Raw genomic sequence first — 23,416 nt, 5'->3', positions numbered from 1 at the left:
GGCGTCGTCGCGCCTACGCTCGCCGCCCGCGCCCCGCCGCGATGGTGACGCGCGCCCGCACGCGGAGCCCGAGGCCGACCGCGGCGACGACGGGGCGCCAGAGCGGCCCCGGGTGGGTCTTGGCGATGTAGCGGTGCGCCGACCGGTGGTGGGCCGTGATCATGACGTCGGCCGACCGAGCGGTGCTCTCGCCGCCGATGTGCATCACCTCGGCGTCGGGGACGAAGAGGTTCGACCAGCCGGCCCGGGCCAGTCGGCGCCCGAGGTCGACGTCCTCGAAGTACATGAAGAAGTCGGGGTCGAAGCCGCCGACCGCCTCGAAGGCCTCGCGCCGCACCAGCAGGAACGCACCCGAGAGCCAGCCCACGGCAGCGGTGCTCTCCGACTTCGACACGTCGCGCTGCTGGTAGCGGCGCGTCCAGGGGTTCGACGGCCAGACCCCCGAGAGCAGGGCGTGGCCGATGCCGGTGCGGATCGAGGGCAGTGCCCTGGCCGACGGGTAGACGGTGCCGTCGGGGTCGAGGACGCGCGGGCCCAGGGCACCGGCTCGCGGGTTCTCCCGGCCCGCGGCCAGCAGGGCCCCGACCGTCCCGGGCGTGGCCACGACGTCGGGGTTGCAGATCAGGTACCACCGTTCGTCGGCGGTGGCCGACGTGGTGCCGAGGTTGACGGCGCGCCCGTACCCGACGTTGCCGGGGGACCTCACGAGCGTGACCTCGTCGTGCGACGCGGCCACCGCCTCCGGGGCTCCGTCGGTCGACCCGTTGTCGACCACCAGCACCCGGCCGGGGGGGAACCCGTTCGGCGCGAGCGAGTCGACGAAGGTCTCGAGGGTGTCGCCGGGTGAGTAGGTGACGGTGATGCAGAGGATCTCGCTCATCGGGTGCCTCCCGCGGCGTCGCGATAGGCCACGGCGTGCTCGTCGGCCGTCCGCTGCCAGGTGAAGCCGAGGGCCCGCTCGCGGCCGCGGCGACCGAGCTCGGCCCGGCGGTCGCCCTCGTCGAGCAGTGCCTCGAGCGTCGCCTCGAGCGAGGCGGCGTCGGGCTCGCAGTAGACGGCCACGTCACCGCCGACCTCCGGGGCCGCGAGCCGGTCGGTCGTGACCACCGGGACGCCGCTGGCCAGGGCCTCGAGGATCGGCAGGCCGAAACCCTCGCCCACGCTCGGGTAGGCCACGAGCGTCGACGACGCCACGAACGCCGGCAGGAGTCGCTCGTCGACGTAGCCGAGCCAGCGGTAGGGCGACGTCGGCCCCGCCGCCTCGAGGCGGGCGAGGACGGCGTCGTCCCAGCCGCGTCCGCCCGCGAGCAGGAGGCGCGGTGCCAGGTCGGGCCGCCGCTCGCCCACCCGGGCGATCGCGTCGAGCAGCGGCCCCACGTTCTTCCGTGGCTCGATGGTGCCCACGAACGCGCAGTAGCCACCCTCGCCGATCGCCAACCGCTCACGCATCTCGACCTCGTCGCGCCGGGCGTCGGGGGAGTACCGCACGGTGTCGACCCCGTGGAACGACACGACGATCGGCGCCAGACGGCCCGTCACCCACCGGGCGACCTCGTCGGCGGTGGCCTGACTCGGGGCGAGGCAACGGTCGGCACGACGGGCGGCGAGGCGGATCCAGGTGCGGAAGAAGGGTCCCTTGAGTCGCCCGTGCAGCTCGGGGTGCGAGAAGAAGGTCGCGTCGTGCAGGGTGACCACCCGTCGACGCCGACTGAGCAGGGGCATCGTGTAGTGCGGCGAGTGGATCACGTCGACGCCCAGACGGCGCGCGAGGCGAGGCAGGACGAGCTGTTCCCACAGCAGGCGCACGCCGACCGAGGTCGTGCGGGGCGAGACCCGGTGCAGGATCGCCGCGGGTGCGTCCGCGCGCAGCCATTCGAGGTCGCGTTCCTGGCAGGCCACGTGGAGGACGACGTCGTCGCGCACGGACAACGCCGGGACGAGTTCACGCAGGTAGCGACCCACGCCGCCGGAGTCGGCGGGGATCGACGTGGCGTCGAGGAGGACGGTGACGCTCACGACGGGACTCCTCGATCGGTGCGGTGCGGTGCGGTGCGGACGGGCGGTGGGGGGGCTGGGCGGTCGTGACGCCGCCGGATCAGCGGTCGGCGTCGACCATCGCCTCGACGACCTCGGTGAACGACCGGGTCGGCGTCCATCCCAGCGAGGAGCGGATCTTCGAGGCGTCGCCGCGCAGCTCGGAGGCGTCGGCGGGCCGGACGAACTCGGCGTCGCTGCGGACGAGGTCGGTCGTGTCGGTGATGCCCACCCGGGCGAACGCCGCGTCGACGAAGTCCTGGATGCTGTGCGACTCGCCGGTCGCCACGACGTAGTCGTCGGCCGTGTCGGACGTCGCCACGAGGGCGAGGGCCTCGGCGTAGTCGGGCGCCCAGCCCCAGTCGCGGCGGACGGTGAGGTCGCCCAGCACGAGCTCGCGTTGTTCGCCGCGCGCGATGCGGGCCGCCGCGGCGGTGATCTTGCGGGTGACGAACTGCTCGGGCCGTCGCGGCGACTCGTGGTTGTAGAGGACCACGCTCGAGGCGCGCATGCCGGCGGCGCGGTAGGCCCCGACGAGCAGGTGCGCGTACGCCTTCGCCGCGCCGTACGGGTTGACCGGTGCGATCGGCGTGGTCTCGTCCTGCGGTGAGACGCCGGCCTGACCGAAGATCTCGGCGCTCGAGGCCTGGACGAAGGCGGCGTCGTGCCCGCCGTCGCGCAGCTCGGCCACCGCGGCGAGCAACCCGGCCACGGCGGTGCCGTTCAGCTGTGCGGTCTCGACGGGCAGGCGCCACGAGGCCGCGACGCTGCTGAGCGCCGCGAGGTTCACCACGACGTCGGGCCGGACCGCGAGGACGGTGGAGCGCATCCCGGCCAGGTCGGTCAGGTCGCCGCGGTGCAGGACGACGTCGGCCGGCAGGTCTGCGACCGGCGCGTCCTCGCCCCCGTCCCGGACGACGCCGTGGACCTCGAGGCCGCGGGCCACGAGGTTCTCGGCGAGGTAGCTGCCGGTCTGGCCGGCGATTCCGGTGACGAGGGCGCGCAACATGCCCTACTTGCCCTGCGTCGCCTTCTCGCGCTCGAGATCGGCGTCGACCATCATCGTCACGAGCTCCTCGAACTTCGTGGCGGGCGTCCAGCCGAGGGTCTCGCGGGCCTTGGCGGAGTCACCGATCAGCAGGTCGACCTCGGCGGGGCGGAAGAACTGGGGGTCCTGGAAGACGTGCTTCTCCCAGTCGGCGATGCCGACGTGGTTGAACGCGATGTCGAGGAACTGACGCACCGAGTAGGTCTCACCGGTCGAGATGACGTAGTCGTCGGCCTCGTCCTGCTGCAGCATGCGCCACATGGCCTCGACGTAGTCGCCGGCGAAGCCCCAGTCGCGCTTGGCGTCGAGGTTGCCGAGGCTGAGCTGGTCCTGCAGGCCGAGGGCGATGCGCGCGACGGCCATGCTGATCTTGCGGGTCACGAACTCGGGCCCGCGCAGGGGCGACTCGTGGTTGAAGAGCACGCCGGACGAGGCGTGCATGCCGTACGACTCGCGGTAGTTGATGGTCATGTAGTGGCCGAAGACCTTGGCGACGCCATACGGCGAGCGCGGCCACAGCAAGGTGGTCTCGCGCTGGGGGACCTCTTGCACGCGACCGAACATCTCGGACGACGACGCCTGGTAGAAGCGCACCTTGCCGATGTCGTCGCCGGCGTACAGGCGGATCGCCTCGAGGATGTTGAGCACGCCGAGGCCGGTGACCTGGCTGGTCAGCTGTGCGTTCTCCCACGAGTAGGCCACGAACGAGATGGCACCGAGGTTGTAGACCTCGTCGGGACGGGCGCTGTTGAGCGCGCGCAGCAGGCTCGACTGGTCGAGCAGGTCACCGGTGAGGATCTTGACCTCGGGGGCCCACTCGTTGATCACGGGGATCTTGGGGTTGTTCTGGCCGCGGACGAGGCCGTAGACCTCGTACCCCTTCGAGAGGAGCAGGCGGCTCAGGTACATGCCGTCCTGGCCCGTGATACCGGTGATGAGGGCGCGCTTGGTCAATTCAGGTTCCTTACGTTGATTTCGGGCCGACACGACATCTTAGCCGTGGCCGTTCGCGACGGTCCGACCCGGGTCAGTAGACCTGGGCCGAGTCGATCAGCAGGGTGGAGTCGGTCGAGTCCTGGTAGATCTCGAACTTGAACTGCGTGTGGTCGTCGTGGGTGATCGGCACCTCGAAGGTGACCTTCGTCCAGGCGTCCGTCGTCGTGAAGGAGGCGCTGCCCGCCTCGGTCGCGCCGCCCAGCGCCCACAGGGCGAGCCGGCCCTTGAACGGCGTGGGGCCGCCCGACCGGACCCACAGCTCGGCGGTGTACTTCTCGCCGGCCAGGGGCTTGGCGCTCACCGTCTGGTAGAGCGACGAGGCCACCGGGGTGTTCGTGGCGGCCAGGTACGAGCCGTCCTTCGGGGGGAGTTGCGCCTTCGAGTAGACGGCCAGGTTCATGCGCGAGTTGCCGCGGGTCCAGCCGGCCGACGTGTTGCCCTCGAACGAGCCGGACGCGAGCAGGTTGTCGCTGAGGCCCCCGCCGTCGAGCCACAACGTCGCGTTGGTGGTCTCCATGTAGACCTCGGCCTTGAGCTGCCTGGACGCCGTCGACTTCATGTCGGTCGAGACGGTGATCTTCTGCCAGGTCGAGTTCACGGTGAAGGGGGTCTGCTCGACCACGTTCGCCTTGCCGCCGAGCCCCCAGAGGGCGAGGGTGCCCTTGAACGGGGTGGTGGCGCTGTCCGAGCGCAGCCAGATCGAGAAGGTGTAGCGCTGGTTCGTCGAGGTCGCCGAGACGGGCACCGTCTGGGCGAAGCTGCGTCCTCGTGCCGGCGTGTTCGAGGCGGCGAACCACGAGCCGTCGACCGCCTCGTTCGCGTCCTTGAAGATCTGCTGGTTGACGAAGCCGTTGCCCGGCACCCACCGGGCGAACGAGCCCTCGAACGAGGCGTTGCTCAGTTCGTTCTGGGGTCTCGGGGCCGCGCCGAAGGTCAGCTCGGTGTTGTCGAGCCACAGGTCGCCCGTGTTCGACCCCATGTAGACGTCGAGGCGGATCGTCGAGTGCGAGGACTTGCGGACCGGCAGCTTGACCTGGATCTTCGTCCACGAGGTGCCGACGGTGAACTTCGAGATCGCGACCTCCTGGCTGCCGCCCAGACCCCAGAGCACCATCTCGCCCGAGTACGAGGCGGCGGAGCCCGACCGGACCCACGCCGTGGCGGTCGCCTGTTCGCCGACGTTGGTCGTCCGCTGCACGTCCTGCGTGATGGCGCGACCGACGACCGACGTGTTCATCGCCAGGAAGTAGTCGCCGTTCTGGCTGAGCGCCGGCGACTTGACCGCCGCGCGGTTGATGGCGCCGTTGCTCCAGCCCCAGCCCGACACCGACCCGCCCTCGAACGAGGCCGACTGCAGCCAGTTCGACGGGTTGCCGAACCAGTCGGTGAAGTAGAGGTAGAAGTTGCGGTTGCCGTAGGCGCTGCACGAGTCGCCCGTGCCGTAGCCCGCGTTGAGTGCCGCCTGGTTCGGCGTGTACGGCGTGTAGAGGTACAGGTTGGCGGTCGCCTGGTTGGCGATGTAGACCGTCTTCGTCCCGCACGCGGCGTTGGGGTGGTAGTAGACATTGTTGTTGCGGCCCGGCTGGTAGCTCCACGACGAGCTCGTCTTGGTGTACCGCTGGAACTGGTGGGCCGCGTTGTAGACCTGGTTGAAGAAGCCGTAGTAGGCGGTGTCGCACGGGGCGGTGTCGGGGCAGCCGTAGCCCATGGCGATCTTGTAGGCGGTCGCCGTGGGGCTGACCGCCTGGACGAGGCCCTGTTCTTTCTGCAGCATGACCAGCAGCACCTGGGGGTTGATGCCGCACACCTGCCCGACGCGGTAGATGATCGACGCCGCGCTCTCGTTGCTGCGACCGTCGATCGCCGAGCAGTAGGCCGTGGCCGCCCGGCCGGACGTCGTCTGCTTGTAGTCCTTGAGGCAGGGCTGACCGGCGGCGGCCTTGCAGGTCACGACCTTCGAGTTCAAGAACGACTGGATGCTCTCGGGCGTCATGGCCGCCGAGTTGTAGAAGGTGTCGTTCGAGATGATGTTGCCCGCGTCGAACTTCCGGGCGTCGGCGGCAGCCGAGGCCGGCGCGGCCGGACCGGCGACGGTCGCGGCGGTCATCAGCCCCGCGGCGACGGCGACCGAGGCGACGAGGGCGATCAGGCGTGAGGGACGTCTCATGGGATGGTGACCTCGTAATCGGTGACGGAGCCGGCCGACGTCGACGAGGCGTACGCGACGCTCACCGACCAGGTGCCGGACGTGAAGGTGTCGCTCTGCAGGGGCATGGACCCGCAGTCGGTGCTGGAGGCCGACGCCAGGGCGGTGAACGTCCCCGAGACCTCGGTGCCGCCGTTCGTCGCGGTCACCGTGCAGGTGCCGTCGTCTTCGAGGGTGCCGGGGACGGTCGCCCCGATCGTCAGGGTGCGGGTGTCGGCCGACCACTGGTCGAACGTGATCAGCGGGGTCACGGCCGCGGCCTCGGGGGCCGGTTCCGGTGCCGCCGTGGTGGTCTGGCCCGGACCGACCGGCGTCGCCGTGGGCCGCGGGGTCGACCCGGCCGTCGGCGAGGCCGAGGGCGTCTCCGGAGCCGACGCCGAGGGGGTGGGGGAGGTCGAGGCACGCGTCGACGACGTCGTCGCGGACGGCTCGCCCCCGGGGCCCGGTCCACCGGTCGAGGCGACCACGGCCGTGACGACGCCCGCGACGACGAGGACGCCGGCGACCACGCTCAGCGTGACGACGGTGGCTTTCTTCATGGCTCACTCTTCCGGGTCGGACCCTGCTCCGACCCTGATGGGTTAGACGATATGCTAGCCGGGCGCTCCGGCCGATCGGGTCGGTCGGCCTGTCGTCGATGCTCCCCTTCGGGGGGTCCCGCCCACGTCCTCGCGGGGTCGGACGGGCCGCACGGAGCGTCCGAGACGGAGAACCAGCGATGAACCAAGACCAGACGAGCGCCGAGAGAGACCTCGAAGAACTGCGCGAGGCCGTGCTCGACGACTGGCTGACGGTCACGTCGAACGTGACCGACGCCCTGCGGGACATCCAGCAGACCGTGTCGTGGCGCGTCACGAGGCCGCTGCGCGCCGCCAAGACCTTCTCGCGCAAGGCCGAAGAGGTGGGCGTGGTCCCGGCCGGCCGACTGGCCGCCGTCGAGGTCGCCCGTCGCCTGGGGCGCCGATGACGCGGACGGCCCCGGTCACGACCGAGAACGTCTCCGACGAGATCGGCGCCCTCCGCGCCGCGCTGGGCGCCCGACTCGAGGTGGTCGCGCCCGCCCTCGGCGTGGACGTCTCGGGTCTCACCCCGTCCGAGCAGCTCGACCGCCTCGCGCGCTCGGTGCACGCGAGCGCCGACCCGGCCTCGGCGTGGCTGCTCTTCGTCGGCGTGACGGCGACGTTCCCGTCGACCGCCGACCTCGCGTCCCTTCGTCGGGCGCTGCTGCTCGCCACGCCCGCGACGGCGATGCTCGCCGTCCTCGAGCGCACGATGGACGTCCAGTCGCGCACGCACTCGGGCCTCCGGACCATCGAGCTGGTCACCGACACGGTGCTCGTCGACGTCGACTTCTGTGCCAAGTACGAGCACAACACGGGCATCCAACGCGTCGTCCGGCACATGGTGCCCGAGTGGAGCGGTGATCGCGACGACCGTCATCGGCTGGTCGCCTGGAACCAGGACAGCACGGGCTACCGCGAGCTGACGGCCGAGCAGGTCGACCGCGTCCTCCACTGGAACGACCGGCGGCTGCCGAAGACGGACGACCCCGTCCTCACCGACGCCGACCTGCGACGCGAGCACGTCCTCGTGCCCTGGCGCGCGACCCTGCTCGTCGCCGAGGTGCCGGCCTTCCACGTGTGCGACTCGTTGACCTCGATCGCCCGCTGGTCGGGGACGGCCGTCGACCTGATCGGCTACGACGCCATCCCGCTCGTCAGCGCCGACTCCGTGCCGAACGCCGAGTCCGAGCGCTTCGCGCACTACCTCACGATCGTCAAGCACGCCCGACGCGTCTACGGCATCAGCGTCTCGGCCGCGGACGAGTTCCGCGGTTTCGTGGCGACCCTGCCCAGTCAGGGGCTCTCGGGTCCCGAGGTCGTCGACGTCACCCTGGCCACCGAGGTCTCGCCCGTCGCCCGGGCCGCCGCCTCCGCGGTGACGGTCGACGCCGACGCCGAGCCGGTCGTGCTCTGCGTCGGCAGCCACGAGCCCCGCAAGAACCAGGACGCCACCCTCTTCGCGGCCGAGCTGCTGCACCGCGAGGGGCACCGGTTCCGCATCGTCTTCGTCGGCGGCGGCAGCCGTCTGGCCACCATGCACTTCGACAAGCGCGTCGCCAAGCTCTCGGCCTCGGGCATGAGGGTCGAGTCGCACCGGCGCCTCGGCGACTCCGAGCTGTGGGGCCTCTTCGGCGTCGCCCGCTTCACCGTCTTCGTCTCGCTGCACGAGGGCTTCGGCCTGCCGGTGGCCGAGTCGCTGGCCCTGGGCGTTCCGGTCGTGACGAGCGACTTCGGCAGCCTGGACGAGATCGCCCGGGTCGGCGGCTGCCTGCAGGTCGATCCCCGCGACGACACGGCGATCGTCGATGCCATGCGCACCCTGCTGACCGACGACGCCGAGCACGCCCGGCTCGTGGCCGAGATCGCCGAGCAGCGACCGAAGACCTGGCGCAGCTACGCCGACGAGATCTGGACGGCGGTCACCGCATGAACCTCACCTCACCGACGCCCCGGCTGCGGGCGCGACCGGGCCACGACCTGGCCCTCCGGGCGGCCGGACGCCGCGCCTCCTCGGCCCCCGTCGACTGGGACCGCCTCTCGGGCGGCGAGCTCGTCGACGCGCTCTCGCGCGACCTCGGCGAGGCCAGTGACCGCCTGTCGTACCTGTTGCTCGCGCTGCTCGAACGGCGCATCCCCTCGACAGCCCGAGTGGTCGAGTTCACGCGGCGTTGGCGGGTCGAAGGCCTGTCCGCACCGCTGACCGTCGAGTACCGCCGTCTGCGCGCGCCGCGCCGACCGACGCCGTTCGTCATCGTCGACGGCGTCGTCATGGACGTCACCGACACGAGCCGCAGTCGCTTCACCACCGGCATCCAGCGGGTCGCCCGCGAGACGGTGACCCGATGGACGCGCGAGCACCGAGTCGTCCTCGCGGCCTGGGACGTCACCGGTCGTCACCTCGCCGGGCTCACCCCCGACGAGACCGGGCGCGTGCTGCTCGACGGTGCGGGCGCCGTCACTTCGGTGCCTGCGGGCTCGGTGGTCATCCCGTTCGACGCGACGTTCGTGCTGCCCGAGATCACCGTCAACGCCGACCGCACCGCGAGCCTGAGGTCGGTCGTCGCTTACGGGGCGGCCCGGTCGGTGGCCATCGGCTACGACTGCATCCCCGTCACGACGGCCGAGACGAGCGGACCGGGCATGCCCGGCGCGTTCTCCGAGTACCTCGCGACCCTGGCGACGTTCGACGCCGTCGCGCCGATCTCGAGTGCCGCCCACACCGAGTACTCGGGCTGGGCGTCCATGTTGCCCGGTGCCGGGCTGACGCCGCCCGCGATCACGACGGTCGCGCTGCCGGCCCAGGTCGGCCGGGTCGACGACGACACCGTCGAGGGCGTCCGAAGCGAGCTCGGGTTGGTCGACAGCACGGTCGTGCTGTCGGTCGGCAGCCACGAACCGCGCAAGAACCACCTCGCACTGCTGACGGCGGCCGAGCTCAACTGGCGACGCGGGCACGACTTCACCCTGGTGCTCGTCGGCGGCAACGCCTGGGGTGACGGCGAGTTCCAGGCGATGGTCCGTCGGCTGCGGCGCAAGGGCCGGTCGGTCCAGATGCTGTCCGGCGTCGACGACAGCGTCGTCTGGAGCCTGTACCGCATGGCCCGGTTCAGCGTCTTCTGCAGCGTCAACGAGGGGTTCGGCCTGCCGGTCGTCGAGTCGCTCGTCAGCGGGGTCCCCGTCATCACGAGCGACTTCGGCAGCATGCGCGAACTCGGCGAGGGCCACGGGGCCGTCATCGTCGATCCGCACTCGCCGCTCGACATGGCCGCGGCCATGGAGCAGCTGTTGACGGACGACGGACTCCGTGCCGAGCTGGTCGAGGCCTCGGCCACGCTGCCCCGACCGACCTGGGACGACTACGCGACCGAGATGTGGACCCTGGTCGAGGGGGCCGACGCCCGTTAGTCGCGTCGGTGCGGCAGGCGGGCCCTGACCCGGTCGATTGTCGTCATGGACTCGAGGTGCTGCACGTGCACGAAGAGTGCGTGGTTGCTCTGCGACAGCTCGTGGTGCTTCGCCTGCAGTTCGGCGAACTGCTCGTGGAGGTCGGCCGCCTCGACTCGTTGTGCCTCGACGACCGCGGTGAGCTCGCGGGCCCGCCCGAGTTGCTCGGTGAGCCACCGCAGGTAGTCGTCGGCCACGGCGGCGTGCGGGATGCCGGGCGTCGGGCTCGTCGTCGACGCGGCGACACCCTCGCCCACCGCCCCGACAGGTTCGTCCGGCGGCACGACCTCGCAGAGCTCGTCCAGGGGAGCCTCCGGCGCCGGGGCCGAGGCCAGGGTGTCGGCCCACCTCGCCCTGAACGTCGTGCCGTTCCGCTGCCCGAGGAACTCGCGGTAGAAGGGCATGGCGTCGGTCGAGGCGCCCGACGAGTGACGCACGACCGCGTCCGGTGCGACGACCACCGGTCGCCCGGCGAGTCGAAGGCGGAACTGCAGGTCGACGTCCTCGAAGTAGGCGGGTGCGAACCGTTCGTCGAAGCCGCCGATCGCGTCGAAGGCGGCACGGTCGACCCAGAGCGCGGCGGCGGAACAGTAGTCCACCTCGCGTGAGACGAGCAGGCCGGCCGACCGGGCGTCCTCGAGGCCGAGGCCGCGTCCGAGCTGGACGGTGCCCGCCGTCGAGAGCACGCGGCTGCCGGCCTCCTGGACCGTCCCGTCCGTGTCGAGGAGCAGGCTCCCGACGGCGGCCGGGCGATCGTCGGCCACGGCCCGGGCGCTCAGCCGGGCGAGCCAGTCGGGCTCGGCGACCGCGTCGTCGTTGACGAAGACGAGGGCGGCGCCCCCGGCCACCGAGGCGCCCGCGGCGCATCCGCCGCCGAACCCGGCGTTCTCGGCGAGTTCGACGACCACGGCGCCGTCGACCAGGTCGAGCGCGGCCCGGGCCGCCGGGACGACTCCGTTGGCGACGACCACGACCTCGAAGGGCGGTGCGCCGCGTTGGGCGGACAGGGCCTCGAGACAGTCGAGCAGTTCGTCGCCGAGGCGCCAGGCGAGGACGACGACCGAGACCTCGGGGGCCGGGGACGACAGGATGGTGACCCGTCGGGTGGGACGGGTGTCGGTCGACGTCATCGTCGGACCCCTCCTTCGTTGAGCGACATCAGGGTGCGGTGGATGCCGGCCGCGATCGGGGTCAGCGACCGCCGGTCGAGCTCGGGCCACACCAGCGAGCGGAACCTCAGGTCGAGGGCCTGCCGCGAGGCCGAGGCGTGGCTGCCCCACACGATGCGCGGTCGCCGCTTCACGACGTTCTGCAGTTCGGCGATCAGGGCCCCGATGGTCACGCCCAGCCCGGACGCGATGATCTTCGTGACGACCGTCCCGGCGTCGAGCAGGGAGGCGCGCTCGAGTGCGTCGACGGTCATCGCGGCCGCGTCGTCGACGAACACGTAGTCGCGGATCGTGTCCATCGGCACGTAGATCGACGACGGTCGCCCCTGCAGGTGCGCCAGGCAGAGTTGCGAGACGAGCCCCTGCGCCTTGGTGAGGTCCTGCCCCGGGCCGTACAGGTTCGCGAAGCGGCCGACCACGACGGGCACGCCCGAGTCGGCAGCCCAGCGGGTGAAGAGCTCTTCGACGCCGAGCTTGTTCCAGCCGTAGGGGGCGAGGGGCAGGGGCTCGGTGTGCTCGTCGAAGGGCGACCCCGACGATCCGGCGTAGACCCCGCCCGCGGACGAGGCGACGAAGGCGCTGCCGTGGGGCGCGCCTCCGTCCGTGGCGGTGTCGCGAGCCGCGAGCAGGCGGCCGAAGGCGGCGAGCGAGGCCTCGACGACCCGGCGCTCGCGCTCGAGGGCGTCCGGGCCGCTGGCGACCACGCCGGCGCCCGCGCACCAGACGAGCGACCAGGGGTCACCCGACGCGACGACGGCAGCGAACTGCTCGGTCAGGGCGGCGATCGACCCGGCCTCGTCCTGCCACGGCACCGACGCCCGGGTGACGGCCGCGTCGGGTCGGCGGTCGAGCTGGGCGGCGACCGCTCCTCCGAGCAGGCCGCCGGCCCCGACGACGAAGAACCGCCGGGAGGCGCGGGCCGACTCGACGCTCACGGTGCGGTCTCTGCCGTCATCGGGGGTCGGGGTCGCGTCGGCCGTCCCGTCGCGACGCCGCGACGCCTCGGCCCAACGGCCCACGACCGGGATCGCTCACGATCAGGTACGACGGGCGCCCCATCGCCATGTTGACGGCGACGCCGATGTACTCGGCGACGATGCCCAGCGAGAAGAGGATGGCCCCCGACGACAGGAGCACCACGACGATGGTGGACGACCAGCCGGCCTCGAGTTGCTGACCGGCCAGGGTCGAGATGACGACGTAGAGCGCGAAGAGGACGCCCAGGACGCCGAGGACGACCCCGAGGACGCTGACGATGCGCAGGCCCCGGGTGCCGGAGGTGAGGACCATCCGCCAGAAGTGCGACAGCAGCTTGCGCAGCGAGTAGCCGCTGGTGCGGTCGCCCTCGTCGCGCAGCAGGACCGGGCTCGTGGTGACGCGGCGAGTGACCCAGCTGATCGCGACGTCGAGGTAGACCCCCGACCCGGCGTAGGCGGACACGCTGCGGCCCACGTCGCCGAGGATCAGCCGGTACGACTGGAACAACGACGCGTCGCCGTCGCCGAAGACGGCGCGCAGCACGGTCTTGGCGCCCTTCGACGCGGCGTTGCGCAGGGGGCCGTGGGGAGCGGCGTTCGTGGGCCGTGCGTAGACGAGCGCGGCCTGCTCGCGCATGGCCGTGTCGAGCATCGAGTCGAGGTAGGCGGGGTCGTGCTGGCCGTCCTCGTCGATGGTCGCGATCCAGTCGCCCCCGGTGGACGCCATGCCCGCGAGGGTGGCGGCGTGCTGGCCGAAGTTGCGGCTCAGCCACACGCCCCGGACGAGGTCGTGGGCGACTTCGAGCTCGCGGATGACACGGTCGGAGCCGTCGGGCCCGTTGTCGTGCACCAGGAGGATCTCCGTGACCTCACGGCGGTGCCCGTCGGGCGTCCGGCGCACCGACGCCAGGGCGACGATCTCGTCGATCAGGCCCGGCAGCGTCTTCTCGCCCTGGTAGACCGGGACGACCACCGAGAGGCGGTGGACCGGCGTCTCGTCGTCGTCGGGCTGGCTCGGCACGGGTCGTGACTTTATCACAGGGCCTCTCGGGGGATCAGGGGTGACGGCGACGGTGCGTCACGGCTCACGGGGTGAGGTCGAGGGCCTCGACCGAGGGCTGCAGGACGGCGATGGAGGTGAAGCCGACGGCCGCGGACTGGCCGAGGGTCGTCCTGCCACCGTCGGTCGACCCCTCGAGGGTGACCGTGGTGACCCCGGGGGCCAGGTCGAGGTCGAGCGTGACGGTCGCCGAGCTCTCGTCGACCGGGACGACGCGGGTCGTGCCGGAGGCCGTGACGACCACGCTGGTCACGCTCGGCAGCGTGGTGAGGTCGATCTCGAGCGTCGCCGGCACGGCGGAGTCGCGGTCGTTCTGCACGACGACGCTGTTGACGGTGTCGTCGCCGCCGCTGGCGACGTCGGTGCTGCCCGGGCGAGCCACCGGGGGGTCGGTGATCTCTTCCGTGAGCTGCTGACGTTCGTCGGCGGGCAGGGAGGCGGCCGCGGCGGCGAGGTCGGCCGGGATCGAGTACAGCGCCCAGCGTCCCCCCGGGGACTCGAGGGTCGGGGCGCCCAACGTCGGTTCGAGCGACTGCTCGACCTCGTCGCCCGAGTCGGCGTACCCCTGACGGTCGACCAGGACGGCCGAGAAGCCGACGACGGCGAGCTGGTCGGCGATGGACGTGCCCGGGTACTCCTGCAGCGACTGGACCCACTCGCTCGTCGCGCGGCCCTTGATGCCACCCGCGGACCAGTGGACGCCCTCGGTGTGGAGGTACGGCTTGAGGAACTCGGTGTAGCTGAGGCCGTTCGGGGTGCTGGCCTCGGGGAAGTCGACGTAGGGCAGCTGCAGCACGTCCGCGCCCTGTCCGACGTCCTCCTGGACGGCCGAGAAGAAGGCCTGGTCGGACGAGAAGGACGCGTCGTTGGCGGCGTAGGTGGGGATCGCCCCCGAGTTCGTCTGGTCGTAGACGCCCCCGCCGAGGAGCACGAGCGCCACGAGTCCGCTGACGAGCACGGGCGCACGCCGCCAGCGGGGTCGCCAGCGGGCCAGTCGCGACAGGACCACGTCGACGACGAGCCCGACCGCCGCCAACGCCAGCAGCCCGATGACGATCGAGAGGCGGTTCCAGCCGCGGAGGTCGCTCGTGACGAACGACAGCAGGCTCGAGACGCCGCCGAGCGTGCCGAAGAGGAAAGCGACGATGCTGAGGGCGGCGAGGACGCGGAGCGTGCGGAAGCGGTCGGACTCGGCCGGCGTGGTCGCGACCGCCGTCCGACGACGGCCGAAGAGGGTCACGAGCGCCAGCACGAGCAGGGCGACGAAGCCCGCGGCGGCGACGGCCCCGAGGACGGGGGTCTCGGACGGGAAGGGGTAGTACGAGTCGTAGAAGTTGCGCAGGGCGCCGAGGGCCGCGACGCGGTGGTTCGGGATGGGCAGCAGCAGCTGGGTCAGCTTGAAGGCGTAGAACTCGGTCTCGACCGGCGAGCGGGTGAGGCCGCCGTTCGACTCGCCGTTCTGCCAGGCGTAGATCGTGTCGGGCAGCATGTTGGCCACGGCGCTGGCCGCGAGGACGGCGCCGGCGGCGACGGCACCCATGAACCGTCGCCACGAGCGGTGCCGCCAGAAGGCGGCCACGCCGGCCACGGCCAGCAGCACGATCGAGAAGAACGCGTAGTACGTCGAACTCGCGGCGGCGAGGGCGAGGCCGACGAGGACCCCGGCGCCCCGGCCGGTCAGGACGGCGAGCACGGGGTTCGAGACCCCGGCTCGACGGGACCAGAGCGGCTGGCCCGTCCCGACCAGCCAGACCACCCACAGGGCGACCGGCAGGAGGAAGTACGACGCCAACCAGAGGTGGTTCTCGTTGCGGACGAAGTGGTAGGGCGCGAGGGCGAACAACACCGCGAGGGCCATGGCCAGGAGGCGCGACACTCCCACCCTGGACAGGAAGAACAGGCCGCCGATCGCGCAGAGGACGAAGCCGAGCACGTAGTAGACGTTCATCGCGACGGCCCAGTCGCCGAACAGCACGCCGAGGACGCGACCCGCGGCGAAGTTGAGGTTGTCGGCCGTCGGGAAGTCGTGGTACGTCTGGCCGATCGGCGCGCCGAGCAGGGGCTGGGACTCGTACCAGCCCGTCTCGAGCAGGGTCTTGAAGTGGGCCGACACGGCCAGGGCGTCGCCCGCGTAGTAGAAGGGGACGCTCCAGTCCGCCCGCCAGAGCTTCAGCACCCAGGTCGTCGCCGCGAGGGTGACGAGCGCCGTGACGAGGTACGCGACGCCGGGGGAGCGGACGACGCGCTGCAGGCGCCCGGTGTCGTCGGGTCGGGTGGTCGCCATCAGCTCTTCCCCCCGGGTCCGGTCGTCGCGGCGGTCATCCGCCGTCTCAGCACGATGTACGCGAGGCGACGCGTCTGAGCGACCAGGCGGACGCGCAGGTCGCCGACGCGGCGGTCGGCCTCGCTGACGACCTCGGGGTGCGTGCGTCGCAACTCGGCGTGGTACCCGCGGGCCTGGCGCGACTGCTCGGCGGCCAGCGCCACGCTCCACTGCGTGGAGCTGAGTCGGAACCCACCGGCCAGCTCGGGGACGGCGGCGAGGTCGCCCTGGAGGAGGGCCCGGCAGTAACTGGCCTGGTCGATCAGGTACGGGAAGGAGGAGTCCCATCCGCCCGCGGCGAGGAAGGGCTCTCGCCGGAACGTCACGCAGAAGGGCTCGCCGAAGACGTTCGTGCCCGCCCGGACCGTCGCGCGGACGGCCTCGGCGCCGGGGACGAGGCGGGACCGCCAGCGCGGACCGCGGCGACCGATGATCGTCTTCGTCGAGGCGTCGACCAACGAGCGGGGCGACGAGGCGATCGCCGCCGAGGGGTGGGCGTCGAGGGCGGCGACGTGCTGCGCGAGCGTGTCGGGGAAGAGCACGTCGTCGCCGGGCACGAGACGCAGGTACTCGCCCGTGGCGGCCTCGGTCACGCGGTTCCAGTTCGCCGCCGCGCCTCCGCCGGCGGGGGTGCGGAGCAGCGTGACGCGCTCGTCGTGTGCGTGGCGCTGCAGCACCTGCCAGGTGTCGTCCGTCGATGCGTGGTCGGCGATGATCAACTCGAAGTCGTCGTACGACTGGTCGAGGATCGATCGCACGGTCTCGTCGACGAAGTCGGCGTTGTTGAAGGCGGGCACGACGACGGATAGACGGGGTGACATTCACGCAACTCTCTGGCTTGACCAGAGGCAGAGTCTACCGATGCCCCGGGACGCGACGGGTAAGCTGCCCCGGGCTGTCGGTGACGGCCTGTGATAATGATTCGTCGCCGTGACCTCGGCACCGCCGGTCGGCGGGTCGTGGCCGTCGTGGCGTCGAGAGTCTTGGAGAGTCGTGAGTACTGAATCGCAGGCGCGCATCGAACGCATCGCGACGCTGCCGTTCGAGAAGGCCGGGGCCCCCGCCGGCGGCCTCGTGAGCGGCATCTCACCGGCGGTCCGCGACATCTGGTCGCACCGGAGCCTCCTCGACCTCCTCATCCGTCGCGAGCTGAAGGCTCGCTACAAGGACAGCGCGCTCGGTTTCGTGTGGAGCTTCATCCGACCGTTGACGATGCTGGCCATCTACTACTTCGCCGTCGGGCAGGTCCTCGGCGCGGCCCGCTCGGTGCCGCAGTTCGCCATCTACGTGTTCGCCGGCCTCACCCTCTGGGGCCTCTACAACGAGATCATCGCCAGCGGCACGACGTCGATCCTCGCCAACGCCGGGCTCATCAAGAAGGTCTACGTGCCCCGCGAGCTCTTCCCGCTGGCGTCCCTGGGGTCGGCGTTGTTTAACTTCGGCGTGCAGTTCCTGGTGCTGGTGGCGGCCGTCGTGCTGCTCGGGCAGTTCCCCGTCTCGTGGAACCTGCTCTACGTGCCCGTGGCCCTCGTGCTGACCGTCGTCTACGGCCTCGCCCTGGCGTTGCTGCTCTCGGCCCTGAACGTCTACCTCAGGGACATCCAGTACCTGGTCGAGGTGGCCCTGCTGATCCTCTTCTGGGCGTCCCCGATCGTGTACTCGTTCGGCATGGTGGTCGACCGCGCCGCGGCGCGCGGCCAGGAGTGGATCGTCACCCTGTACCAGCTCAACCCGATGACCGACATCATCCTGGCCTTCCAGAAGGGCATCTGGCGGGCGGGCACCGAGACGACGACCCTCGCCGACGGCACGGTGGTCGGTCCGCAGCCCTACCCCGTCGACCTCGACTTCCGCCTGCTGGTCATCGGCGTCGTGGGGCTCGCCCTGCTCGTCGTCGCCCAGCGCATCTTCGCCCGCCTGCAGGGCAACTTCGCACAGGAGATCTGACCCGTGAGCCCCACCCCCGTCCCCGTCCCCGTCGTCACGATGGCAGGCGTGTCCAAGCGCTTCGTCATCCGCAAAGAGAAGTCGCTCAAGGAACGCATCGTCAACCTGGCCCGCTCGAACAAGCACAAGGACGACTTCTGGGCCCTCCGGGGCATCTCGCTCGACATCGAGGCGGGCACGACCGTCGGCCTGATCGGTGCGAACGGGTCGGGCAAGAGCACGCTGCTCAAGGTCATCGGCGGCATCCTGCAGCCGTCCACCGGCGAGGTGAGGCGACGGGGTCAGCTCGCCGCCCTCCTCGAGCTCGGGGCCGGCTTCCACCCCGACCTGACGGGTCGCGAGAACGTGTTCTTGAACGGGGCGATCCTGGGTCTGTCGCAGCAGCAGATCGCGGGCTTCTTCGACTCGATCGTCGAGTTCAGCGAGATCGGCGACTTCATCGACACGCAGGTGAAGTTCTACTCGTCGGGCATGTACGTGCGACTCGCCTTCGCCATCGCCATCCACGTCGATCCCGACGTGCTGCTGGTCGACGAGGTCCTCGCCGTGGGAGACGAGCCCTTCCAGCGCAAGTGCCTCGACAAGATCGAGGAGTTCCAACGCCAGGGGCGCACGATCGTCATCGTCACCCACGACCTCGGCACCGTCGAGTCACTGTGCGACCGTGCCATCGTCCTCGCCCACGGCCAGGTCATCTTCGACGGGGGCGCCGTCGACGGCGTCGCCGCCCTGCGCGCCGAGTTCGGGTGACCGCGAGCGCGAGCCCCGGTGAGGGCACCCCCGCCCCGCGGAACCCGGTCGTCGGCCTCGCGGCCGGTACCATCGTCCTCGGGGCGAGCAACTACGTCTACCTGGCCCTCGTCGGGAACGTGGTGGGCGGCGTCGAGAGCGCACCGGTCTCGGTGCTCTGGACGATGATGGCGGGGCTCGCCGTCGGTCTGTTCCAACCCGTCGAGCAGCTGCTGTCGCGGGCGCTCGCCCGGCGCCGGGCGAACGGGCTCGACGTGCGGCCGACCATGCGTCGGGTCGCCCTCCTCGCCGGCGGCCTGCTGGTCGCCTCCTCGATCGTCCTCGCGTCGGCCTCCGAGCCGGCGTCACGACTGCTCTTCTCCGGGCGTCCCGAGTTCACGGTCCTGCTGGCCGTGGGCCTGGTCTCGTCGACCGTGCTCTTCTTCGTCCGTGGCTGGCTCGCCGGTCAGGGGCGCTTCGGGTCGTACGCCCTCGAGATGGCGTCCGAGGGTCTGATCAAGGTGGGCGCGGTCGCCGTCCTGGCCGGTGCCGGAGTACGAGACCCGATCGTGCTGGCGATCTCGCTGGTGTTGGCGCCGCTGGCCGCCTCCGCGGTCGCCGTCCTCGTGTCGAGGGCCGCGCGCCGCTCCGGCGCCCCCGCCCCGGCGGCGTCGCCCGACGGCGACGGACTCGACCGGCGCACCACCGACCCCGGGGCGGGCGTCGGTCTGCGGTCGTTCGCCGCCCTGACGACGGGGTCGCTCCTCCTGCAGGTCTTCGTCAACGCCGGCGTGCTGCTCACGCAGCTGTCGGTGGACGGCCGGGCGACGGCCTTCACCGCGAGTCTGGTCGCCGGACTGGCCATCGCGCGCATCCCGCTCTTCCTCTTCAACGCGGTGCAGTCGTTCCTCCTGACGCGCTTCACCGTGGACGCCCAGGCCGGCCGCCTGCGACCCCTGGCCCGGTCCGTCGCCGTCTGGAACGCCGTCGTGCTGGTGCTCGGCGTCGTGTGGGTCGTCCTCGTCGACGTCGGGGGCACGACGGCGCTGACGCTCTTCGGACCGGACTACGAACTTGCCACGCGTCAGCTGGTGCTGCTCGCGGCGTCCTGCGTGTTCCAGATCGCGACGATGGTCACCGTCCAGGGCCTCCTGGCCCTGCACCGCGACCGCACGTCGGTCCTCGCCTGGCCCGTCGGGCTGATCGTCCTGCTCGTGGTCTTCGCGCTGCCCTGGGCCGACCTCGGCGTCGCGGTCGGGGGAGCCATGCTGGCCGGCACGGCGGCCACCTTCGTGACCGCCGCCGTCGGGTTGGCCTGGTCGATCCGGCGCGAGGGCGCCGGACGGGCGTCCGCGCCCGTCACGGCCGGGGCTGACCCGGTGCACTAAACTCCAGCGGTGCGCTCTGCAGATCACCGACCCCGTCCCCTCGTCGTCCTCCCCACCTACGACGAGGTCGAGAACCTGCCGATCATCCTGGGCCGGCTCTTCGCGGCGGTGCCCGAGGCCCACGTCCTCGTGGTCGACGACGGCAGTCCCGACGGCACCGGCGAACTCGCCGAGACCATGGCCGCCGACGACGAGCGCATCCACGTGGCACACCGCACGGGCAAGCTCGGCCTGGGCTCCGCCTACGTGATGGGCTTCGGCTGGGCGCTCGAACGCGGCTACGACGTCGTCGTCGAGATGGACGCCGACGGCTCGCACCCGCCCGAGAAGCTTCCCGAGATGATCGCGCTCGTCGGCGCCGGCGGCCCGGGCGCCCCCAGCCTCGCGATCGGTTCGCGCTGGGTGCCGGGCGGCTCCGTCGTGAACTGGCCGGTCTCGCGGCAGGTCCTCAGCCGGGGCGGCAACCTCTACGCCCGCCTCGCGCTCGGGCTGTCGCTGAAGGACGTCACGGCCGGGTTCCGCGCCTACACGCGCGAGGCCCTCGAGGCGATGGACCTCACGGGCATCGACTCGAAGGGCTACTGCTTCCAGGTCGACATGACCCTGCGCGTCCTCGACGGCGGCGGTCGCGTCGTCGAGGTGCCCATCGAGTTCCGGGAGCGCGAGCTCGGCGAGTCCAAGATGAGCCAGGCGATCGTCGTCGAGGCGATGCTCCGCGTCACGAGGTGGGGCGTCCAGCGTCGGGTGCAGGCCCTGCTCGGTCGGCGACCGGGGCCCCGCTGGGTCGTCGAGGACTGACGTCGGCCGCACGGCACCCGTCGTCGGGCCCGGTCGGCCGGGTCGACGCACCGCGCCGCGCCTCTTGGTGCCCGGCGCTCGTCAGCGGCGGGACGCCTGGGGCAGGCGTGACCGCCACGAGCGTTTGCGGGCGGCGATCGTCGCGATGGCCACGAAGGTCATGAGGGCACCCTCGAACAGCACGAAGCTCTCGGCGACGGCGGTCACGCCGATCAGGACGAGCACGAGGGCGGGCCAGACGTAGGCCACGATGGGGTGGCCCGACGCGGTGATCCAGCTACGCACGAACGCCAACGTGCCGGCGACGACGAGCAACAGCCCCCCGACGAGCCCGAGCTGCAGCCAGATGTCGAAGAAGGCGTTCAGGCCCGTCTCGTGCGGACGGCCGCTGGGGGCGATGATCGTCGAGTACGGGAAGATGTCGGTCGGCCACTGGCCGACGAAGCCCCAGCCGACGATGTCGTGCACGGCCGCCAGCTCGCGGATGCGTGCCCACAGCAGCGTCCGCACCGAGAGGTCGTCGGTCGCGCCGACCGCGTCGAGGAGGCGCACCCGGCCCGCGTAGGCCAGGGCGCCTCCCAGCACCACGATCACCGCGAAGACCGACTGCATCAGGGGCCGCCGTGATTCGGGGGCCCGCCGCAGGGCGTCGAGCGCCACGCCCGCCACGATGAGGACGATGACGGCGATCGCCGTCGCGGGGGAGCGGGCGAAGACCAACGCCGCGAGGGCCAGCACGCCGGACGCCACGGCCTGCCGTCTCGGCACCGACCGGGTGAGGAACTCGACGGCGAAGGTGATGACGGCGAGCGTGGCCAGGAACCCCAGGTAGTTGCGGGTGCCCGAGATGCCCTGGATCGGTCCGCCCGAGGCCAGGTTGCCCTGGATGCCCAGGAACGCGATCGGTTGGTCGATCAGCAGGCCGCTCAGCACCTCGAGCGACAGCGACGCGACGAGCAGGATGCGCAGGGCGTCGCCGAACGCCCGGACCACCTGCACCAGGTCGCGTCCCAGGGCGAGGTACAGCCCCAGGGCGCCGAACCCGACGGCGTAGGCGACGCCGCCGACCGTGACCCACGTGTACTCGCTCCAGAAGACGCTGAGGCCCATGAAGCCGAACAGGGCGATGAGCGACACGGGCAGGATGCCGTGCCATTCGATGTGGTGCCGGCCGCCGACGAGCGACAGCGCGGCGAGGACGACGAGGGTTCCCAGGACGGCCAACGAGCCGGGCCAGCCCATCAGGGCCCTGACGGACTGCGTCGAGAACGCGTACAGCACGATCGCGACCGACAGCGCCTGCGAGAAGTGCCCACCGGCCGAGAAGCCGATCCAGGCCGACAGGTACCGGCGCAGGGGGTCACGGCTGCGGTCGAAGCCCGAACTCACCGGTCGTGGCCCGTCCAGCCGAAGGGGTCGCGACGGGTCACGAGGACGACCACGACGAAGGTGGCCCAGCCCCATTCGACGATCAGCCTCGACTCGGTCAGCCCGTGGACGAGCAGCGCCGTGACGAGCAGCAGCGGCAGCAGGTCGTGGGCGCTGTACGGGGCGGCCACCTCGCGCGACAGCATGCGGCGGTCGACGGCCCACCACCACGACCGCACGACGACCCCGACGATCGTCAGGCCGAAGAGGACGAGGCCGATCCAGCCCAGTTGGAACCACACGTCGAGGTAGGCGTCGTGGGCCTGCAGGTACACGACGCCGTTGCGCTCGGCCAGGTCGGTGAAGGGCTCGACGAACGGGAACCAGTAGCTGACCCAGCCCCACCCGACGACGGGGTGCTGGACGCCGAGGTCGTGGACCGCCGACCAGATGTCGGTGCGACCCGTCAGGTCGGCGCTCTTGCCGGCCAGCTCGAGCAGTGGACCGCGGGCGACGGTGAGGGTCGCGGCGGCGGCGAGCACGACGAGTGCGGCCACGCCGTAGACGGGTGCGCGGCGGCCGGGACCGCGTCGGCGGGTCGCCACGACGAGCAGCAGCACGAGACCCACGGCGACCGCGACCACGGCGACGGTGGCGGAACGGGTCAGCACGAGGGCGAGCACGGACGCCGCGACGCCGACGACGGTCGAGCCGCGGGTGATCGAGCGGTCCGCCGCCTGGACGGCCGTGACGATCAGGGCGAGCAGGGCGATCACGGCCAGGATGTTGCTGTTGCCCTGCAGTCCCTGGATGCGACCCCCCTCGAACAGGACGTCACGGGACCAGAGGAAGGCCGGCGGTCGCCCGGTGCAGTCGAGGTAGACCGGGCAGACGGGACGGCGCACCACGAGCCCGACGACGACCTCGAAGAGCAACGAGGCGACCACGTGGATGCGCAGCGCCCGGCCGAGCGCGGTGACGATGGCAGGCCACGGGGCCACGACCGTGATCGCCAGGGCGCCCACGGTGGTCATCAGGGTGGTGACGACGCCGACGGCCGTCCCGACCGGGTACTGCGACCAGGCGAGGGACGCGACGGCGAACGCGAGGTAGAGCACGAGGAGGCGCGGCAGCGTCCGCACCCGGGGCGGCTGCCGCACGACGAGGACGACCGCCGCGACCACCATCGCCACGCAGGCCGCGCCCCAGCCCCACCACCCCGTGCCGTTGCGCAGGACGTCGCCCCCGAAGAGCACGAGGAACGCGAGCGTCGCGAACGTCGTGGCACCGCGAGCCGGCGCCACTCGGGCGGGCCGCGCGGGCAGCGTCGAGGTCATGGGCACCAGGCTAGACGACGGGGGAGGCG

20 protein-coding genes are annotated in these 23,416 nt (G+C 71.6%); 7 read left to right on the top strand and 13 right to left on the bottom strand.

The window, feature by feature from the left end:
* Positions 1-13: 13 nt before the first annotated feature.
* The 6 genes from ABID81_RS01585 to ABID81_RS01560 all read right to left on the bottom strand — a co-directional run bounded on the left by ABID81_RS01585 (position 14) and on the right by ABID81_RS01560 (position 6,823).
* Complete coding sequence (locus tag ABID81_RS01585) at positions 14-880, bottom strand: glycosyltransferase family 2 protein (RefSeq protein ID WP_354593089.1); 867 nt, start codon at positions 878-880, stop codon at positions 14-16.
* Positions 877-2,016, bottom strand: a complete 1,140-nt coding sequence (locus ABID81_RS01580) for a glycosyltransferase family 4 protein (RefSeq protein WP_354593088.1) — start codon at positions 2,014-2,016, stop codon at positions 877-879. The genes ABID81_RS01585 and ABID81_RS01580 overlap by 4 nt, the downstream gene beginning before the upstream one ends.
* Before the next feature lie 79 nt (positions 2,017-2,095).
* Complete coding sequence (locus ABID81_RS01575) at positions 2,096-3,043, bottom strand: GDP-mannose 4,6-dehydratase (protein WP_354593087.1); 948 nt, start codon at positions 3,041-3,043, stop codon at positions 2,096-2,098.
* Positions 3,044-3,046: 3 nt separating this feature from the next.
* Complete coding sequence (locus ABID81_RS01570) at positions 3,047-4,036, bottom strand: GDP-mannose 4,6-dehydratase (RefSeq protein WP_354593086.1); 990 nt, start codon at positions 4,034-4,036, stop codon at positions 3,047-3,049.
* Positions 4,037-4,109: 73 nt separating this feature from the next.
* Complete coding sequence (locus ABID81_RS01565; RefSeq protein WP_354593085.1) at positions 4,110-6,245, bottom strand: LasA N-terminal domain-containing protein; 2,136 nt, start codon at positions 6,243-6,245, stop codon at positions 4,110-4,112.
* A complete protein-coding gene (locus tag ABID81_RS01560; protein ID WP_354593084.1) occupies positions 6,242-6,823 on the bottom strand; it encodes a hypothetical protein in 582 nt (193 codons plus the stop codon). The genes ABID81_RS01565 and ABID81_RS01560 overlap by 4 nt, the downstream gene beginning before the upstream one ends.
* A 179-nt stretch (positions 6,824-7,002) precedes the next feature.
* Here ABID81_RS01560 and ABID81_RS01555 point away from each other — a divergent pair, with 179 nt between their 5' ends.
* The 3 genes from ABID81_RS01555 to ABID81_RS01545 are packed head-to-tail and all read left to right on the top strand — an operon-like array spanning position 7,003 to position 10,252.
* Complete coding sequence (locus ABID81_RS01555) at positions 7,003-7,251, top strand: hypothetical protein (protein WP_354593083.1); 249 nt, start codon at positions 7,003-7,005, stop codon at positions 7,249-7,251.
* A complete protein-coding gene (locus ABID81_RS01550; protein WP_354593082.1) occupies positions 7,248-8,777 on the top strand; it encodes a glycosyltransferase in 1,530 nt (509 codons plus the stop codon). Before ABID81_RS01555 ends, ABID81_RS01550 begins: the two co-directional genes overlap by 4 nt.
* Positions 8,774-10,252 carry a glycosyltransferase family 4 protein gene (locus ABID81_RS01545; protein WP_354593081.1) on the top strand — a complete coding sequence of 493 codons (1,479 nt, stop codon included), beginning with the start codon at positions 8,774-8,776 and terminating at the stop codon, positions 10,250-10,252. The genes ABID81_RS01550 and ABID81_RS01545 overlap by 4 nt, the downstream gene beginning before the upstream one ends.
* Here the strand turns inward: ABID81_RS01545 and ABID81_RS01540 are convergent.
* From ABID81_RS01540 to ABID81_RS01520, 5 genes are all read right to left on the bottom strand, one after another.
* The gene (locus ABID81_RS01540) at positions 10,249-11,421 is read right to left on the bottom strand and encodes a glycosyltransferase family 2 protein (protein WP_354593080.1); all 1,173 of its coding nucleotides are present in this window, start codon (positions 11,419-11,421) and stop codon (positions 10,249-10,251) included. The genes ABID81_RS01545 and ABID81_RS01540 overlap by 4 nt on opposite strands.
* Positions 11,418-12,395, bottom strand: a complete 978-nt coding sequence (locus ABID81_RS01535; RefSeq protein WP_354593079.1) for an NAD-dependent epimerase/dehydratase family protein — start codon at positions 12,393-12,395, stop codon at positions 11,418-11,420. Before ABID81_RS01535 ends, ABID81_RS01540 begins: the two co-directional genes overlap by 4 nt.
* 16 nt (positions 12,396-12,411) lie before the next feature.
* The gene (locus ABID81_RS01530; RefSeq protein ID WP_354593078.1) at positions 12,412-13,458 is read right to left on the bottom strand and encodes a glycosyltransferase; all 1,047 of its coding nucleotides are present in this window, start codon (positions 13,456-13,458) and stop codon (positions 12,412-12,414) included.
* Between the two features lie 64 nt (positions 13,459-13,522).
* On the bottom strand, positions 13,523-15,781 hold the full coding sequence (locus ABID81_RS01525) for a putative glycosyltransferase family protein (RefSeq protein ID WP_354593077.1): 2,259 nt from the start codon (positions 15,779-15,781) through the stop codon (positions 13,523-13,525).
* Positions 15,781-16,641 carry a glycosyltransferase family 2 protein gene (locus ABID81_RS01520; RefSeq protein WP_354593076.1) on the bottom strand — a complete coding sequence of 287 codons (861 nt, stop codon included), beginning with the start codon at positions 16,639-16,641 and terminating at the stop codon, positions 15,781-15,783. The genes ABID81_RS01525 and ABID81_RS01520 overlap by 1 nt, the downstream gene beginning before the upstream one ends.
* A gap of 172 nt (positions 16,642-16,813) precedes the next feature.
* On the opposite strand from ABID81_RS01520, the gene ABID81_RS01515 reads away from it, so the two are divergent.
* The 4 genes from ABID81_RS01515 to ABID81_RS01500 are packed head-to-tail and all read left to right on the top strand — an operon-like array spanning position 16,814 to position 20,682.
* Complete coding sequence (locus ABID81_RS01515) at positions 16,814-17,767, top strand: ABC transporter permease (protein ID WP_354593075.1); 954 nt, start codon at positions 16,814-16,816, stop codon at positions 17,765-17,767.
* A gap of 3 nt (positions 17,768-17,770) precedes the next feature.
* On the top strand, positions 17,771-18,517 hold the full coding sequence (locus ABID81_RS01510) for an ABC transporter ATP-binding protein (RefSeq protein ID WP_502915166.1): 747 nt from the start codon (positions 17,771-17,773) through the stop codon (positions 18,515-18,517).
* Complete coding sequence (locus ABID81_RS01505; protein ID WP_354593074.1) at positions 18,514-19,884, top strand: hypothetical protein; 1,371 nt, start codon at positions 18,514-18,516, stop codon at positions 19,882-19,884. Before ABID81_RS01510 ends, ABID81_RS01505 begins: the two co-directional genes overlap by 4 nt.
* Positions 19,885-19,893: 9 nt before the next feature.
* Positions 19,894-20,682, top strand: coding sequence for a polyprenol monophosphomannose synthase (locus tag ABID81_RS01500; protein ID WP_354593073.1), 789 nt, complete (start codon positions 19,894-19,896; stop codon positions 20,680-20,682).
* Between the two features lie 81 nt (positions 20,683-20,763).
* Here the strand turns inward: ABID81_RS01500 and ABID81_RS01495 are convergent, their stop codons facing one another.
* Positions 20,764-22,071, bottom strand: a complete 1,308-nt coding sequence (locus ABID81_RS01495) for an O-antigen ligase family protein (protein ID WP_354593072.1) — start codon at positions 22,069-22,071, stop codon at positions 20,764-20,766.
* Positions 22,068-23,387: an O-antigen ligase family protein gene (locus ABID81_RS01490; RefSeq protein ID WP_354593071.1), complete on the bottom strand. Its 1,320-nt coding sequence runs from the start codon at positions 23,385-23,387 to the stop codon at positions 22,068-22,070. Before ABID81_RS01490 ends, ABID81_RS01495 begins: the two co-directional genes overlap by 4 nt.
* Positions 23,388-23,416 lie beyond the last annotated feature (29 nt).

The organism is Frigoribacterium sp. PvP054, from assembly GCF_040547465.1.
Taxonomy (GTDB): Bacteria; Actinomycetota; Actinomycetes; order Actinomycetales; family Microbacteriaceae; genus Frigoribacterium.
The sequence above is the reverse complement of the archived record's forward strand: the minus strand, read 5'-3'. Positions and strand labels throughout refer to the sequence as shown.

Coding starts and splice junctions, on each gene's coding strand:
- ABID81_RS01550 (WP_354593082.1), top strand. CDS start 7,248: ATGACGCGGACGGCCCCGGTCACGACCGAGAACGTCTCCGACGAGATC.
- ABID81_RS01540 (WP_354593080.1), bottom strand. CDS start 11,421: ATGACGTCGACCGACACCCGTCCCACCCGACGGGTCACCATCCTGTCG.
- ABID81_RS01545 (WP_354593081.1), top strand. CDS start 8,774: ATGAACCTCACCTCACCGACGCCCCGGCTGCGGGCGCGACCGGGCCAC.
- ABID81_RS01520 (WP_354593076.1), bottom strand. CDS start 16,641: ATGTCACCCCGTCTATCCGTCGTCGTGCCCGCCTTCAACAACGCCGAC.
- ABID81_RS01525 (WP_354593077.1), bottom strand. CDS start 15,781: ATGGCGACCACCCGACCCGACGACACCGGGCGCCTGCAGCGCGTCGTC.
- ABID81_RS01555 (WP_354593083.1), top strand. CDS start 7,003: ATGAACCAAGACCAGACGAGCGCCGAGAGAGACCTCGAAGAACTGCGC.
- ABID81_RS01490 (WP_354593071.1), bottom strand. CDS start 23,387: ATGACCTCGACGCTGCCCGCGCGGCCCGCCCGAGTGGCGCCGGCTCGC.
- ABID81_RS01575 (WP_354593087.1), bottom strand. CDS start 3,043: ATGTTGCGCGCCCTCGTCACCGGAATCGCCGGCCAGACCGGCAGCTAC.
- ABID81_RS01560 (WP_354593084.1), bottom strand. CDS start 6,823: ATGAAGAAAGCCACCGTCGTCACGCTGAGCGTGGTCGCCGGCGTCCTC.
- ABID81_RS01585 (WP_354593089.1), bottom strand. CDS start 880: ATGAGCGAGATCCTCTGCATCACCGTCACCTACTCACCCGGCGACACC.
- ABID81_RS01565 (WP_354593085.1), bottom strand. CDS start 6,245: ATGAGACGTCCCTCACGCCTGATCGCCCTCGTCGCCTCGGTCGCCGTC.